This is a genomic window from Peribacillus sp. TE19612, assembly GCF_056279465.1.
The window spans coordinates 1-14,572 of record NZ_JBWCCL010000013.1 but is presented as its reverse complement, the minus strand read 5'-3'; the positions used below and the strand labels follow the sequence as shown (position 1 = coordinate 14,572).

The window sequence follows — 14,572 nt, the reverse complement described above, 5'->3', positions numbered from 1 at the left end:
TCTGTTACTATTAAGTATAGAAGTAATGGAGGAAAACCAATGGATAAATCCTTTCATATGCCCATTCAAATTAAAATCACCCTGCTATCATTCGTAATCGTCGCTTTTTCGATACTAATAGGCGGGATTTTTATATTCGGAAATATCGTTTCGGTCAGGGAAGATGAAATCGGCAAACGATCCATGATCACAGCCCATACCATTGCCGAACTCCCTGAAGTACAGAAATTGGTCCGTGAGCCTGAAGGATGGACGCAGCTTAATCCGATTATTGAAAACTTAAGGAAAATCCATCAAGCGGATTATATAGTTGTACTCAACAATCAGCATATACGCTATTCCCACCCGGTGTTCAGTCAATTGGGGACCCCGTCTAGCAGCAGTGATGAAAGCGCTGCGTTCGCTGAACACGAATACCTTTCAAAGGCTGCTGGCGAACTTGGCATTTCAATCCGCGCCTTTGTCCCGATCCTCGATGGAGATAGAGAGCAAATCGGCGTCGTGCTGGTCGGGAATATCTTGCCTACGATACCGGAATTAATAAAGGACCTGAAAGGCGAAATCGCGATTATCCTGGTCCTTACCCTTCTATTCGGTGTTTGCGGCTCTTGGCTCATGGCAAAAAGGATAAAAAAAGAAACCTTCCAACTGGAACCCCATGAAATTTCACGGATGTTGGTTGAAAGGACAGCCGCTTTCAATGCCATGCATGAAGGGGTCATCGCCATAGATAATAATCAGGCCATCACGATTTTCAATGAAAAGGCTAAGCAGATATTCAAGATCGAAGGTGCGGTCATAGGCAAGAATATCAATGATATCATACATGATACCCGTCTCCCGGAAGTGCTTGATCGGACATCTCCCATCTTCAATCAGGAAATCTCCGTTCAAAACAGGAATATTGTAAGCAACCGGGTACCGATAAAGATTGCGGATAAAACGATCGGTGCCGTGGCCATTTTCCAGGATCGCACCGATGTGACGAAGCTAGCTGAAGAGTTGACTAGTGTCAAAGCATTCGTGGAAGCCCTGCGCGTTCAAAACCATGAACATATGAACAAACTTCATACGATAGCAGGATTGATCCAGCTAGGTAATCTTGACGAAGCGCTGCATTACATTTTTCAGATCACGGAAGAACAAGAGGAATTGACCAGGTTTTTGACGAAGCACATTCACGATGATAATTTAGTGGGGCTGATATTAAGTAAGATCTCCTTGGGACGGGAACTCGGGATCGAGCTCATCATGGACAAACACACAAAATTGGACCGTTTCCCCGCTGGTTTGGATCATCACGATTTTGTTTTGATAATCGGAAACCTGATTGAAAACTCATTCGCAGCTCTAAAGCATTGTTCAGAGGAAACAAAACAGGTTTATCTATCCATCTACCAGGATGAACGTCATTGTCAAATCGTGCTTGAGGATAATGGACCCGGCATTCCCGAGGACATTCATAAAGATATATTCGAGTATGGTTTTACAACAAAAGGTGCAGAAGGATCAGGAATTGGTCTTTATCTAATAGACCAAATTGTAAAAAAAGCGAACGGCGAAATGAAATTCACGACACGCCCTAATGAGGGAACAAGCTTTTTTCTTTCTTTTCCGATGCATGATATAGAGGAGAACCAAAATGACTAATGAAATTCGTGTACTATTAATTGAAGATGACCCAATGGTCCAAGAGGTCAACAAACAGTTCATCGAGCGCCTGCCTGCCTTTAAAGTCGTTGATACAGCTTCAAATGGGCTTGAAGGTCTGGAAAAAATCAGGCAGTCTAAACCCGACCTTGTCATTTTGGATATCTTCATGCCATCTTTAAACGGGGTTGATACACTTTATCAAATTAGAAAAGAGCAACTTGACGTGGATGTCATCATCATTTCAGCGGCAAATGATCAGAAAACGATTCGAAAAATGATACAGAACGGGGCTTTTGACTATTTAATCAAGCCATTTAAATTCGATAGGCTAAAACATACGCTGGAACAATACTATGCTTTTCGGATGGAGGTTGAACCTGATCATCAAATTTCCCAAAATCAGCTCGACCGAATCCTCTTTCAAAATAAGACACATTCTGAAGCGAGTCCGAAATATGATGTTCCGAAAGGATTGAATGGCGCGACTCTTGAGCAAGTGACGAAGTTCATAAAGACTCAGCCTGGGTCACTATCTGCAGAAGAAGTGGCTGATGGGATTGGAATCGCCAGAGTTACAGCTAGGCGCTATCTTGAATACTTGCATGGCGAAGAAGTCCTTCAGCTTGACGTACAATATGGCAGCATAGGCCGTCCAGTCAATAGGTACCGGCTAAAAAAACCTTAAACGCATGGGGACCTGCTCGAACGGTTCCCTTTTTACTTTAATCTTTACGCACCTGTCTTCCGGTCATATAGGCCCCACTTTCTCTTCAAAAGAAACAGCTCGCACTCCTTCAATGCCGTCACTTCTTTTATGACATAGTCAGGCATGCCCCTTCTTAGTAGAATTTCCGCAATAAGGTACGGTTTTTTCATACACTCTCCCCTCCTTTTCCCTTTGGTGCCCTTCTTTTCATTCATTATACAAAATAATCCAATAAAGGAAAAATAGACAAAACCCCATTTTACGAAAAAATTATGGTTTATCGGGCCATTTAAATGGTTTTTCCAAAAAATCTGCAGACAAATAAAAAATGTTCAGGTTGATTTCAGTCAGCCGTACACTTTCCGCCGACTGTTAGTATCCTATTAAAATCATGTTCCAAAAGGGTGGGGTTTCCGTCCAATAAAGTACTAATTGGGTAAGTTACATAGATCGTGGGAGTAAAAGGAGATAGAACTATATTTGATCAAAAGAGGTGGGCCGTGCACCTCCTTTGATGTTTCACTTGTACAGTTTACTATATGTAGTCAATTCCTTTAGCCGCTTTTCATTGATGGCAAAACCGATTCCAGCTTTATCGGGAACTTGGATCATGCCATTTTCGACGATGACTTCAGGATCGATTATATCTCCATCCCAATAACGGGATGAAGATGAAATATCCCCGGGAATCGTGAACCCCTTTAATGTGGCAAGTGCAATATTATGTGCACGTGAAATGCCAAATTCAATCATACCGCCGCACCAAACGGGCACATCATTTCCCAGGCATAGATCATGGATTCTTACCGCTTCCATCCAGCCGCCGACTTTAGCCATCTTAATGTTGATGACCCCACAGCTCTGGAGCGATAGTGCACTTTTGGCATCATGAAATGAATTTATGCTTTCATCAAGGCAAATGGGTGTCTGCAGCTGTTTCTGCAAAAATGAATGTTCCACAATGTCGTCATGCCCCAGAGGCTGCTCAATCATCATCAGCTTAAAGTCATCAAGCTTCTGCAGATGCGGGATGTCATCAAGAGTGTACGCTGAATTGGCATCTGCCATTAGCGGGATATCGGGATAAGCCCGACGTATTTCCGCTAAAAACTCCAGATCATTTTGAGGATTTATTTTTATTTTATATCGCTGATAACCGGATCCGGAAAAATCCTCGATCTGGCGCATTGCATCTTCTATATCATTCGATGCAATGACTACGCCAGCGGCCACTTCACTTCGCTCGCCGCCAAACAGCCGTCCAAGGTAGACTCCTTTCTGCTTCGCATACAAATCGAGGATTGCCTGCTCTAAAGCCGACTTCGCCATTGCATTCCGCCTGATTCCGCTCCATAAGTTCGGCAGTTCATCAGGATGCCTGATCTGACTGACCAATGTCAGCGGGATTAAGAAGTCATCCAACATATGCAAGCATGTTTTGGTCGTTTCCTCGGTATACCAAGGACTTGTAAAAGGCACAGCTTCCCCGTATCCAATCAATCCGTCTTCATCCATGGCTTCGACAATTATCACTTCCCGGTCGCTTACCGTTCCGAGATGCGTCTTGAATGGCCGCTTTAAGGGGGCCTTAATGAGCTTTAGGGAAATGGAGGATAACATCATTGCCATTCCCCCATCTCCTTCTTCAGTTCCCGTCTAAGAAGCTTGCTTGCTCCGTTCCGGGGAAGCTCCTTACAAAATATCACGTTCCGGGGAATCTTATAGGATGCCAAATACTCCTTGCAATATTCGAGCAGTTCGCTCTCACCTAGCTCTGCACCTTGATGCAGGACAACAAAAGCAAGCGGGATCTGTCCCCATTTTTCATCTTCTGTCCCCGTCACTCCCGCTTCGAACACATCGGGGTGCGTACTAAGGACATTTTCAATCTCGGCCGGGTAGACATTTTCACCGCCGGAAATGATTAAATCCGAGCGTCGGTCAAGCACATATAAAAAACCTTCCTTATCGAGATAACCAAGGTCCCCAGTATAAAGCCATCCATCGGTAATGGCCTGCTGTGTAGCATCCATCCGATTAAAATAGCCTTTCGTCACATTCGGACCTGAAACCACGATTTCCCCCACTGCACCCGGTTCACACATCGTGCCGTCTTTCTCAATCCGTAACTGCGAAGGAAACAAAGGCTTTCCCGCAGAGCCGATTTTTGCCATGCTATATTCCGGTGCCAGCGTCACAATCTGTGAAGACGTTTCGGTCATCCCATATGTTTGATAGACGGGAATCCCTTTCTCCTTACATACCTCAAGCAAATGGACGGGTGCAGGGCCGCCGCCCAACAGGAAACAGCGGAAGGTTTTTGGATAGCTTGTTTCCTTCATATCCTGCACCATCCTATTCAGCATCGCGGTCACGACCGAAATGATCGTCACGCCATTTTCCTGGATGCTCCGGTTTGCTTCCCGTTCATCGAAACGTTCCGCCAAAACGACTTTCATGCCATAAATCACATTTTTCATCAAGATGGATAAACCGCTAATATGAAAGATCGGAACCGCACAATACCAAGAATCCTCTTCATGCAATCCAAGGTTCAGAACAGACCCAACGGCACTCCACCAATGGTTGCTGAATGTTTGGATGACCCCTTTTGGATTTCCTGTCGTACCAGATGTATACATGATCGTAGCGGTATCCTCAAGGTAAAACTCTTGAAGTATCCCTGCTGTGCCTTCATCCGGCAATTCTTCCATTAAGTGAAGCTTCAAATCTGGGAGTATCTCACCAATATCAGCTAGTTTGCCAGAGAAGGACCCTTCCGAAACCAGATAGGCAGTTTTGCTGTCCTCGATCTGCCAGGACAGCTCTTTTGCCGTTAGCTTATTATTCAGCATCACAATCTTCACACCGAGATGAAATAGTGCATGGATAACGACAACACCATCAATATGGTTACGGAGCAAAACCGCGCATGAATCGCCAGCGCCCAGACCAATGCTTGAAAGCCTTCCAGCCATCTTCTCCGATAAAGTATACAGTTCAAGAAAGCTATACGTATGACCTTCAAACTCAATTGCCGGGCGATCCGGTGAAAGATGCGCCCGATTTTTCAGCCAGTTCGGCAACTTTTCTTCTGCCATTGCTGCTTCCCCTCTTCCTTTTTGATATAGAAAACAGCCCGGCGATTTTTCGCCAAGCTGTCAGTCTCATCGATTCACGCGTTTCATTAAGGGAAACGAGGGAATTGCCCAAAGTCCGGAGTGCGTTTTTCTTTGAATGCATCGCGGCCTTCTTTTGCTTCTTCTGTTGTATAGTATAAAAGTGTAGCGTCACCAGCCAATTGCTGAAGACCTGCAAGGCCATCCGTATCAGCGTTCATTGCCGCTTTCAAGAAACGAAGTGCAGTCGGGCTCTTCTCAAGCATTTCTTCACACCATTTAACCGTTTCCGCTTCTAATTGGTCTAAAGGCACGACCGTGTTGACCAATCCCATATCCAATGCTTCCTGTGCATTGTATTGACGGCATAGGTACCAGATTTCACGCGCCTTTTTATGACCCACGATACGTGCAAGGTAGCCAGAACCATAACCAGCATCAAAGCTTCCTACATTTGGTCCAGTTTGTCCGAAAATTGCATTGTCAGCAGCAATCGTCAAGTCACATACCACGTTCAAGACATTACCTCCGCCAATTGCATATCCTGCCACCATGGCTACGACTGGTTTTGGAATGACGCGGATCAAACGTTGCAAATCAAGAACATTTAGACGCGGAATGTTATCTTCACCCACATATCCGCCATTTCCGCGTACTTTTTGGTCTCCGCCTGAACAGAATGCTTTGCCGCCTACACCTGTTAAAATAATGACACCAATGCTGGAATCATCACGCGCCCTTGCGAATGCATCAATCATTTCAGCAGTCGTTTTTGGCGTGAATGCATTATGTACATGCGGTCGATTGATGGACACTTTCGCAATCCCGTTATATTTTTCATACAAAATCTCATCATATTCACGTATTGTTTCCCATTGAATCGTCACCTTAATTCCTCCTTCTATTTCGCTTTAAAAACTCACTTATTATTTTACCAAACTTTTCTCCAACTTCCACATGAATCGCATGTCCCGCATCATTTATTATTTTCCATTCGGCGCGCTTCAGCTTTTTTTTCATCGAGTCCGCTATTCGACAAAACTTATGGTCAAGTTCACCGGTTACAAGGAGCACCGGGAAATCAAGGTTTTGCAGTTGTTCCCAGTAAGAAGCCTGGCTGCCGGTCCCCATGCCTAGAAGGCTATTGGAAAGGCCGGCAGGGTCATTTGCCAGCCGCTGCTCCCGAATGGCCGATCTGGTTTTGGCCGACAACCGTTTTTGGCTTTCAAACAGGGGGATGTTTTCCCATTGATCCACAAACGCTTCCATGCCATTTGCAAGAATCCGTTCGGCAAGCTTCCGATCATTTCCCCTTCGGATTTCCCGTTCCTCTTCTGTTAAAAGACCTGGTGAAGCACTCTCCAGTATCAATGTATCAACATATTCAGGATACAAACAGGCAAATCCCAATCCGAGCCTTCCGCCCATCGAGTATCCAAGGATATGGGCTTTCGGGAAATGTAACACATCCAAAATATACTTGATATCCTTAGCCACATTTTCCAGCTCATACCTTCGATGATCGGCTGGTGACGCAGACATGCCATGTCCGATGATGTCGACCATGATCAGCGTATACCTGTCACTCAGTAGCGGGATGAGAAATTTCCATGTATCCCGATTTCCCGTAAATCCATGCAATAGTACAAGAGGATCCCCATTTCCCGTTATTTCAACAGCATAATTGACATCCTTGCTGACAATATTCATGATATTTCCCTGTCTAACACCATTTTTATTTCCTGGGAAACAAAGCTCCACAAATTTCGATGCTTTTGTAGATTGGACTCTCTTTCTGTCGGTACTTCGATGATTTTCAGACCTTGAATTTCGAACGACTCTGTAAATACCTTCTCGAACTCATCCCAATTTTGCACCTTGTTGTATTTACCGCCATAAAGCTGGGCAGTATGTGAAAAATCAAGCCCATGAGGCGTGCCGAATAGCGTTTCGAAATGTTCTCTCTCATTCGCCTGTGGCAAGAAGGAAAAAATGCCGCCGCCATCATTATTAACCAGCAAAATCGTGATATTTTGTTTTTGAAGTTTTGCTGCAAGCAAGCCATTCATATCATGGAAAAAGCTTAAATCCCCGATTGCCAGCACTGTATTTTTCGATACCGTGCTCACGCCAAGTGCAGTGGAAACGACACCATCGATGCCATTCGCCCCGCGATTGGCAATGGTTTGGATTCCTTTTTCATTATTCAAAAAGAAAGTATCCAAATCACGTATAGGCATACTATTCCCGACAAATAACGTCGACTCCAATGGCATCATATCAGCAAGCAAGGCGAACAGCTTACCTTCGCCTAACTCCGCTTCATCCCTGACGGAGGCTAAGGCATCCTTCGTCGCTCCGTTGACGGTTTGCCATAAGCGAAGCCATTCATCATCAGGGGAAGAAGTAATACCTTCAGCTATTCGCAGACAAAAATCTTTCTCTTCGCTGTAAATCATATTCGTTGCCAAACCGGCTGGTTCGCGCCAGCCTGCTCCGCCATCGACGACCAAAGTAATCGCCTGTTTTTGTTTTTTCATGAATAACAATAACGGTTTAGAAACAGGCATTGCCCCGAATCGCAAGATCACTTCCGGCCTGAACGCCGCTTTTGCCGTTTCATCGCGCAGAAACGTATCGTACGCATCAATGATGACGGCTTTATCATGACTTCCGCTCCTTAACTGTGAAAGGGGATCAGCCAGTACCGGAAAAGCAAGTTTTTTGGCTAATGCGACAATGGCTTCCTTCATCTCTGGATGCGGTAATTCGCCACATACAATGATACCTTGCTTAGCTTTTGACAATGTAGTTGCAACCGCTTCTAATTGTGATGCGGACAATGACCGTTCTCCACTGTCAATCAACACTGCAGGCTTCCATTTATTTTGCCGGTACTCCTTTGCTTGGTCCAGGTCCGGAATCAATGGTTCTCGAAGCGGGAAATTCAAATGTACAGGCCCTGCCGGTTCAGCTGCCGCTGTAGCCACTGCCCTTGCACCGACCGTTCTCGCATACCGCATCATCCCATCCGTGCTTTCAGGAAGTGCCATTTCGACAAACCATTTTACATGTCTCCCGTAGAGGTGTATTTGATCGATCGCCTGCGGGGCTCCAACATCACGCAATTCATGCGGACGGTCAGCGGTAAGTACAATAAGCGGCACTCTTGAATAGAAAGCCTCGATGACGGCTGGATAATAGTTTGCAGCGGCTGTACCGGACGTACAAAGAAGTCCGACAGGTTCTTTTAAGGCCTTAGCCAAACCAAGGGCAAAAAAAGCAGCCGAACGCTCATCCACATTAATATGAATTTCGATATCAGGATGTTCCACTAGCAGCAAAGCCAGGGGCGTGGATCGTGAACCTGGGCTCACCACCACATGCTTCACCTCATTTTGTGCCAGCTCATCGACGAATGAAGCAGCATACGCTGTCAATGCATCTCGGTCATTCATTAAGATTTCCTCCTAAAGCACTTAACATCGGATTGAATTTAATCCCCGTTTCCCGGAATTCACTTTCGGGTGTCGATTCTTCCACTACTCCGCATCCGGCAAAGAGCGATGCCTCATTGTTCTGTATCAGGGCAGAACGTATCCCTACAGCGAATTCCCCGTTCCCATACGTATCCACCCAGCCTAAAGGACCCGCATAAAACCCGCGTTCCAGACCTTCCAATTCCCGAATTCTGACAACAGCCTTTTCTTTTGGAAGTCCTCCCATGGCAGGTGTGGGGTGGAGGTTCTCGACGAATTCAAAAATCGTGACACCTTCCTTGGATATACCGCGAACCGGTGTGTACAAATGCTGGATATGACGGTTTTTCATAAGTGTGGGTCCGGCCGGGACCATCACCTTTTCGCATACAGAATCAAAAGCATTGGATATCATTGACACGACATATTGATGCTCTTGTAAATTCTTTTGGTCATGAAGCAATTCTTCACCAAGACAAACATCTTCTTGCTCATCTTTCCCTCGCCGCATCGATCCGGCAAGGCAGGTAGAAAAAACTTCATTTCCCTGTTTCTTAATCAAACGTTCGGGAGTGGCACCGACAAAACAGTCACCACCAGCCTCCAAACTGAAAATATAACTCAATGGCTGCTCAGCAATCAATTGTTCAAGCACTTTCCCTGAATCGATGGAACGTTCAAAACCAAGTCGAAGCTCCCTTGCCAAAACAATCTTGTCGAGATCTGTCGTCTTGATTTCCTGAACAGCCTCTGCGACCGTCCTCTTCCATTCCTCAGGTTCGACCTCCCTCTGCATAACAAGGGAATTTGCACCCAATCCATTGCCATCCAAGCTTTCGAAGAGGAAAGCTTCCCGTTCATTTATCATATCTATGAAGAGTTTTTCTGAATCATCAGGCGAACAAAGTAAGTTTGTCGTTAAGTAAGCTTGTTTCCCCACTATTGAAAGCATGAAGGCAGGTATATAAAACAGGTTGTCCCCGAACTGATTCCAAAGGAGCGTACTGTCATTTTCATAATCAAAAGAAAAGCCCCCAAACAGTAAAGGACCTGTCGCTTCTACATCGGTCACTCCTGTTTTGACAGCATCATTCTGCAGTTTGATCCAGCTCTTTTCGACTTCTCTATAACGTTCGGCATTTGATGCCGCTTTGAGTTTCTTAACATTGCCTAAACCGGTGATGGTTATTTCCTTTGCAGGGTCCTCCCAGAAAAAGCGTTCACCCGCATACCGTTCTCTTCCAGCTTGATAAAATGAAAGGGGGTTGTTGCATTTAATCTTCTTAATATGACTGAATAGAACTTGATCATTCAAGTCCTTCGCCTTTTGTATAGCTGAAGCCAGTCCCTGAAACTGTTCAGTTTCCTCTGAGATAGCCAAAAAAATCCCCCCAAATGTACATTTTAAAAGCTATTTAACCTATTTAAAGATACACCTCCCTTGAACCTCATGTCAATAAAACGCCCCTTTACCGAACGATTCCCCCCTGCTTTTTTCCTTATTATATGAATCTTAGCGAATGTAGAGAATTACCCTTGATTTTGGAAATGCATCACCCATGAATTTCAATTATCACCCTTACCCACTTTTCCTGCATTTATTAGGATAACCTTTTGTGCAACATTTCAATATTTGTTATAATTTCGAGAGAACCAATAATGATTTTGAGGAGAGAAATAATGCAAACAGAATACGACGGACTTCCCCTTAAACGGACCTGGAAGATTTGGTGGGAGTTAATTCGTCCACATACACTAACCGCAGCTTTTGTCCCAGTCTTACTTGGAACTGTGATTGCACTTTTGGAAGATGGAGTGAATTGGTTACTATTCGCTGCCATGATGATTGCAAGTATCCTGATTCAAGCTGCAACCAATTTATTCAATGAATACTATGATTTCAAGAGAGGCCTGGATACGGAGGAATCCGTAGGCATCGGTGGAGGGATCGTCCGTCATGGGATGACCCCCAGACTAATCATGAACTTGGCCCTTGGCATGTATGCCATCGCCTTGATCATTGGAATCTATATCTGTGCCGCATCGTCTTGGTGGCTTGCTGCAGTAGGCCTCGTTTGCATGCTTGTCGGCTATCTTTATACAGGCGGTCCCCTGCCCATTTCATATACACCGTTCGGGGAACTTTTTTCTGGATTGTTCATGGGCTTTTTGATAATCCTGATCGCCTTTTTCATTCAAACCGGTGATGTTTCTTCAATAGCCATCTTAATTGCCATTCCAAGTGGGATACTGGTAGGGCTGATCAACTTATCCAATAACCTCCGTGATCATGATGGGGATAAGGCACATGGCCGCAAAACGATGCCAGTCGTGATGGGCAGGAAAAACGCCCTGACATTCATGGCAATCATGTTCGCTTTCTCTTATCTATGGCTTGTTGGACTCGTTCTTACCGGAAGCGTTACGGCTTGGATTCTCCTGGCCTTCCTTAGCATACCGAAGGCCATGGCCGCAATAAAAGGCTTCGTAGGTAAAACACAGCCGATCACGATGGTGCCGGCAATGAAAGCCACTGCCCAAACGAACACCTTCTTTGGCTTACTCATGGCCATTGGATTATTCATCAGCTATCTTATATAATCTCCGGGGACTGAGCCCATCCGCTCAGTCCTTTTTTCTATCTTCCGTTCCATATTGTTTTCCTATACTCCGATTCGGGTAATAGATAATACAACCACCTTACCAATATAAAAAGAGATTTGGACTTTAGAAGGAGTGAATTGGATATGGCAACGAAACAACAAACGCAAAAATTCAAAAAAGAACTGCTTCAGGAAAAAAATGAGCTATGTAATAGAATTCAAAATGATGAACAATCCGTTCTGGATAAAAGCCAGACGGAATCCGTAGGTGAATTATCATCCTATGATAATCATCCTGCTGACCTAGGGACCGAATTATTCGAGATGGAACGGAATCAAGCACTCGATGAGCATGCACAATCCGAAATGGAGAAAATAGATGAAGCTTTGAAAGCCATGGAAGAAGGATCGTATGGCCAATGTAAAACCTGCAATAAGGAAATCCCCATCGAGAGGCTTGAAGCGATCCCAAGCACCCTCTACTGTGTCGAGCATGCCCCAGAACGAACGCTTTCACAAGACAGGCCAGTGGAAGAGGATATACTGATTCCATCCAAGGGTGATCATTTTGAAAATCGTCATGGAATCGAAATGGCGGCTAAAGAAGATAGCTTTGGTGAAGTGGCCAAATTCGGTACATCAGAAACGCCATCTGATTATACCGGCGATCATGACAATTACAATGATCTTTATAAAAACGAGGATGAAACGGATGGATTTCCTGAAGACTATGAAGGATTTGCCGCAAATGATATCGAAGGAAAAACGAGAGTGGATATACCGAACAAAAAGCAAAAGGAATATGAAGATACCCTGAAAGAAGAAAATATAGAATCCCAACTTGGAGACATTCCCTATAAACAAAAAGATGGTTATATCAAGGAAAATAAATGAAAAAAAGAAGCATACATGAATGTATGCTTCCTTTTTTGTTATGACCCGTACGGGATTCGAACCCGTGTTACCGCCGTGAAAGGGCGGTGTCTTAACCGCTTGACCAACGGGCCAACTGGCGGAGAAGGAGGGATTTGAACCCTCGCGCCGCTCGCGCGACCTACACCCTTAGCAGGGGCGCCTCTTCAGCCTCTTGAGTACTTCCCCATGGCTCCGCAGGTAGGACTCGAACCTACGACCGTTCGGTTAACAGCCGAATGCTCTACCACTGAGCTACTGCGGAACAATATGAATATGGTGGGCCTAAATGGACTCGAACCATCGACCTCACGCTTATCAGGCGTGCGCTCTAACCAGCTGAGCTATAGGCCCATATTTGGAGCGGGTGAAGGGAATCGAACCCTCATCATCAGCTTGGAAGGCTGAGGTTTTACCACTAAACTACACCCGCGAAATGGGGCGACTGATGGGAATCGAACCCACGAATGCCTGAACCACAATCAGGTGCGTTAACCACTTCGCCACAATCGCCGTAATTTTGTAAGATATGGTGGCTCAGGACGGAATCGAACCGCCGACACAAGGATTTTCAGTCCTTTGCTCTACCGACTGAGCTACTGAGCCACATATGTATTCAATTTAAATAATGGCGGTCCCGACGGGAATCGAACCCGCGATCTCCTGCGTGACAGGCAGGCATGTTAACCGCTACACCACGGGACCTAATAATTGCGGGGACAGGATTTGAACCTGCGACCTTCGGGTTATGAGCCCGACGAGCTACCGGACTGCTCCACCCCGCGACGGTAATAATGAAACGATTAGCATCAAGCTTTCGTGAATATTGTTTCGTCCGCATCCTTTATGTAAGGTTGTTTTAAAACAACTTGCTGCTTTTAGAAAAAATGGAGGAGGTAGAGGGATTCGAACCCCCGCGGGATTTGACTCCCCTGTCGGTTTTCAAGACCGATCCCTTCAGCCGAACTTGGGTATACCTCCACGGCTTAAAAAAATGAATATGGTGGACCTTGTAGGACTCGAACCTACGACCGGACGGTTATGAGCCGTCTGCTCTAACCAGCTGAGCTAAAGGTCCTTATATTTATTGGTAGCGGCGGAGGGGATCGAACCCCCGACCTCACGGGTATGAACCGTACGCTCTAGCCAGCTGAGCTACACCGCCAATATAATATAAGTTTCTGATTGAAAAATGGTGGAGCCTAGCGGGATCGAACCGCTGACCTCCTGCGTGCAAGGCAGGCGCTCTCCCAGCTGAGCTAAGGCCCCATTCATTAAAAATCACGTGGTCGGGAAGACAGGATTCGAACCTGCGACCCCTTGGTCCCAAACCAAGTGCTCTACCAAGCTGAGCTACTTCCCGCAATAAAAACATGGTGCGCCCGGCGGGAGTCGAACCTACAACCTTCTGATTCGTAGTCAGATGCTCTATCCAATTGAGCTACGGGCGCATATTTATGATGGTGCCGAGGACCGGAATCGAACCGGTACGGTAGTCACCTACCGCAGGATTTTAAGTCCTGTGCGTCTGCCAGTTCCGCCACCCCGGCACATACGAAAAGTGGAGCGGAAGACGGGATTCGAACCCGCGACCCCAACCTTGGCAAGGTTGTATTCTACCACTGAACTACTTCCGCATGAAAGATGCGGGTGAAGGGACTTGAACCCCCACGCCTTGCGGCGCCAGATCCTAAGTCTGGTGCGTCTGCCAATTCCGCCACACCCGCATATAAATGGTGAGCCATGAAGGATTCGAACCTTCGACCCTCTGATTAAAAGTCAGATGCTCTACCAGCTGAGCTAATGGCTCGTGCTTGTACTATCTTAAAAAATGGTGCCGGCAAGAGGACTTGAACCCCCAACCTACTGATTACAAGTCAGTTGCTCTACCAGTTGAGCTACACCGGCAGGTGTAAAATGGTGGAGGATGACGGGATCGAACCGCCGACCCTCTGCTTGTAAGGCAGATGCTCTCCCAGCTGAGCTAATCCTCCATATGAAACCTGCTTGGCGACGTCCTACTCTCACAGGGGGAAACCCCCAACTACCATCGGCGCTGAAGAGCTTAACTGCCGTGTTCGGAATGGGAACGGGTGTGAC

Annotated in this window: 11 protein-coding genes, 21 tRNA genes and 1 rRNA gene; 4 read left to right on the top strand and 29 right to left on the bottom strand. The window is 45.9% G+C overall.

Annotation, left to right across the window (positions count from 1 at the left end; translation table 11 throughout):
* The first annotated feature begins 39 nt into the window (after positions 1 to 39).
* Positions 40 to 1,650: an ATP-binding protein gene (locus ACZ9AO_RS20705; protein ID WP_283906231.1), complete on the top strand. Its 1,611-nt coding sequence runs from the start codon at positions 40 to 42 to the stop codon at positions 1,648 to 1,650.
* Positions 1,643 to 2,338 carry a response regulator gene (locus ACZ9AO_RS20700; protein ID WP_251542933.1) on the top strand — a complete coding sequence of 232 codons (696 nt, stop codon included), beginning with the start codon at positions 1,643 to 1,645 and terminating at the stop codon, positions 2,336 to 2,338. Before ACZ9AO_RS20705 ends, ACZ9AO_RS20700 begins: the two co-directional genes overlap by 8 nt.
* A gap of 44 nt (positions 2,339 to 2,382) precedes the next feature.
* On the opposite strand, the gene ACZ9AO_RS20695 is transcribed toward ACZ9AO_RS20700, so the two are convergent.
* The 7 genes from ACZ9AO_RS20695 to ACZ9AO_RS20665 all read right to left on the bottom strand — a co-directional run bounded on the left by ACZ9AO_RS20695 (position 2,383) and on the right by ACZ9AO_RS20665 (position 10,338).
* Entirely contained in the window at positions 2,383 to 2,529 is a 147-nt protein-coding gene (locus ACZ9AO_RS20695) for a hypothetical protein (protein ID WP_153246142.1), read from the bottom strand.
* A 349-nt stretch (positions 2,530 to 2,878) separates the two neighbouring features.
* Positions 2,879 to 3,982: an o-succinylbenzoate synthase gene (gene menC, locus ACZ9AO_RS20690; RefSeq protein ID WP_476110310.1), complete on the bottom strand. Its 1,104-nt coding sequence runs from the start codon at positions 3,980 to 3,982 to the stop codon at positions 2,879 to 2,881.
* The gene (locus tag ACZ9AO_RS20685) at positions 3,979 to 5,460 is read right to left on the bottom strand and encodes an o-succinylbenzoate--CoA ligase (protein ID WP_476110150.1); all 1,482 of its coding nucleotides are present in this window, start codon (positions 5,458 to 5,460) and stop codon (positions 3,979 to 3,981) included. Before ACZ9AO_RS20685 ends, menC begins: the two co-directional genes overlap by 4 nt.
* Before the next feature lie 86 nt (positions 5,461 to 5,546).
* Positions 5,547 to 6,359, bottom strand: coding sequence for a 1,4-dihydroxy-2-naphthoyl-CoA synthase (gene menB / locus ACZ9AO_RS20680; RefSeq protein ID WP_370029151.1), 813 nt, complete (start codon positions 6,357 to 6,359; stop codon positions 5,547 to 5,549).
* Between the two features lie 7 nt (positions 6,360 to 6,366).
* The gene (menH, locus tag ACZ9AO_RS20675) at positions 6,367 to 7,188 is read right to left on the bottom strand and encodes a 2-succinyl-6-hydroxy-2,4-cyclohexadiene-1-carboxylate synthase (RefSeq protein WP_476110148.1); all 822 of its coding nucleotides are present in this window, start codon (positions 7,186 to 7,188) and stop codon (positions 6,367 to 6,369) included.
* Positions 7,185 to 8,936, bottom strand: coding sequence for a 2-succinyl-5-enolpyruvyl-6-hydroxy-3-cyclohexene-1-carboxylic-acid synthase (menD, locus tag ACZ9AO_RS20670; protein ID WP_476110146.1), 1,752 nt, complete (start codon positions 8,934 to 8,936; stop codon positions 7,185 to 7,187). Before menD ends, menH begins: the two co-directional genes overlap by 4 nt.
* A complete protein-coding gene (locus tag ACZ9AO_RS20665; RefSeq protein WP_251542924.1) occupies positions 8,929 to 10,338 on the bottom strand; it encodes an isochorismate synthase in 1,410 nt (469 codons plus the stop codon). The genes menD and ACZ9AO_RS20665 overlap by 8 nt, the downstream gene beginning before the upstream one ends.
* A 299-nt stretch (positions 10,339 to 10,637) precedes the next feature.
* Here ACZ9AO_RS20665 and ACZ9AO_RS20660 point away from each other — a divergent pair, with 299 nt between their 5' ends.
* Together ACZ9AO_RS20660 and ACZ9AO_RS20655 are read left to right on the top strand one after the other, a co-directional pair.
* Positions 10,638 to 11,558: a 1,4-dihydroxy-2-naphthoate polyprenyltransferase gene (locus ACZ9AO_RS20660; protein ID WP_476110144.1), complete on the top strand. Its 921-nt coding sequence runs from the start codon at positions 10,638 to 10,640 to the stop codon at positions 11,556 to 11,558.
* Positions 11,559 to 11,704: 146 nt separating this feature from the next.
* Complete coding sequence (locus ACZ9AO_RS20655; RefSeq protein ID WP_476110142.1) at positions 11,705 to 12,454, top strand: TraR/DksA C4-type zinc finger protein; 750 nt, start codon at positions 11,705 to 11,707, stop codon at positions 12,452 to 12,454.
* Between the two features lie 41 nt (positions 12,455 to 12,495).
* On the opposite strand, the gene ACZ9AO_RS20650 is transcribed toward ACZ9AO_RS20655, so the two are convergent.
* The 22 genes from ACZ9AO_RS20650 to rrf all read right to left on the bottom strand — a co-directional run.
* Positions 12,496 to 12,567 (bottom strand) — tRNA-Glu (locus ACZ9AO_RS20650).
* Between the two features lie 3 nt (positions 12,568 to 12,570).
* Positions 12,571 to 12,661, bottom strand: a tRNA-Ser gene (locus tag ACZ9AO_RS20645).
* A gap of 1 nt (position 12,662) precedes the next feature.
* Positions 12,663 to 12,737: transfer RNA gene (locus tag ACZ9AO_RS20640), tRNA-Asn, on the bottom strand.
* A gap of 12 nt (positions 12,738 to 12,749) precedes the next feature.
* Positions 12,750 to 12,826: transfer RNA gene (locus ACZ9AO_RS20635), tRNA-Ile, on the bottom strand.
* 5 nt (positions 12,827 to 12,831) lie between these two features.
* Positions 12,832 to 12,905 (bottom strand) — tRNA-Gly (locus tag ACZ9AO_RS20630).
* A 4-nt stretch (positions 12,906 to 12,909) separates the two neighbouring features.
* Positions 12,910 to 12,985: transfer RNA gene (locus ACZ9AO_RS20625), tRNA-His, on the bottom strand.
* Positions 12,986 to 13,002: 17 nt separating this feature from the next.
* Positions 13,003 to 13,078 (bottom strand) — tRNA-Phe (locus ACZ9AO_RS20620).
* Between the two features lie 23 nt (positions 13,079 to 13,101).
* Positions 13,102 to 13,177: transfer RNA gene (locus tag ACZ9AO_RS20615), tRNA-Asp, on the bottom strand.
* Positions 13,178 to 13,183: 6 nt separating this feature from the next.
* Positions 13,184 to 13,257, bottom strand: a tRNA-Met gene (locus tag ACZ9AO_RS20610).
* Between the two features lie 103 nt (positions 13,258 to 13,360).
* Positions 13,361 to 13,453: transfer RNA gene (locus tag ACZ9AO_RS20605), tRNA-Ser, on the bottom strand.
* Positions 13,454 to 13,473: 20 nt separating this feature from the next.
* Positions 13,474 to 13,550, bottom strand: a tRNA-Ile gene (locus ACZ9AO_RS20600).
* Between the two features lie 10 nt (positions 13,551 to 13,560).
* A tRNA-Met gene (locus tag ACZ9AO_RS20595) sits at positions 13,561 to 13,637 on the bottom strand.
* A gap of 28 nt (positions 13,638 to 13,665) precedes the next feature.
* Positions 13,666 to 13,741 (bottom strand) — tRNA-Ala (locus ACZ9AO_RS20590).
* Positions 13,742 to 13,758: 17 nt separating this feature from the next.
* Positions 13,759 to 13,835, bottom strand: a tRNA-Pro gene (locus ACZ9AO_RS20585).
* An 11-nt stretch (positions 13,836 to 13,846) separates the two neighbouring features.
* Positions 13,847 to 13,923 (bottom strand) — tRNA-Arg (locus tag ACZ9AO_RS20580).
* Between the two features lie 10 nt (positions 13,924 to 13,933).
* A tRNA-Leu gene (locus ACZ9AO_RS20575) sits at positions 13,934 to 14,022 on the bottom strand.
* A gap of 12 nt (positions 14,023 to 14,034) precedes the next feature.
* Positions 14,035 to 14,109: transfer RNA gene (locus ACZ9AO_RS20570), tRNA-Gly, on the bottom strand.
* An 8-nt stretch (positions 14,110 to 14,117) separates the two neighbouring features.
* A tRNA-Leu gene (locus ACZ9AO_RS20565) sits at positions 14,118 to 14,199 on the bottom strand.
* A 7-nt stretch (positions 14,200 to 14,206) separates the two neighbouring features.
* Positions 14,207 to 14,282 (bottom strand) — tRNA-Lys (locus ACZ9AO_RS20560).
* 22 nt (positions 14,283 to 14,304) lie between these two features.
* Positions 14,305 to 14,380, bottom strand: a tRNA-Thr gene (locus ACZ9AO_RS20555).
* 10 nt (positions 14,381 to 14,390) lie between these two features.
* A tRNA-Val gene (locus tag ACZ9AO_RS20550) sits at positions 14,391 to 14,466 on the bottom strand.
* 11 nt (positions 14,467 to 14,477) lie between these two features.
* Positions 14,478 to 14,572: ribosomal RNA gene (gene rrf / locus ACZ9AO_RS20545) — 5S ribosomal RNA — on the bottom strand; the annotation flags it as partial.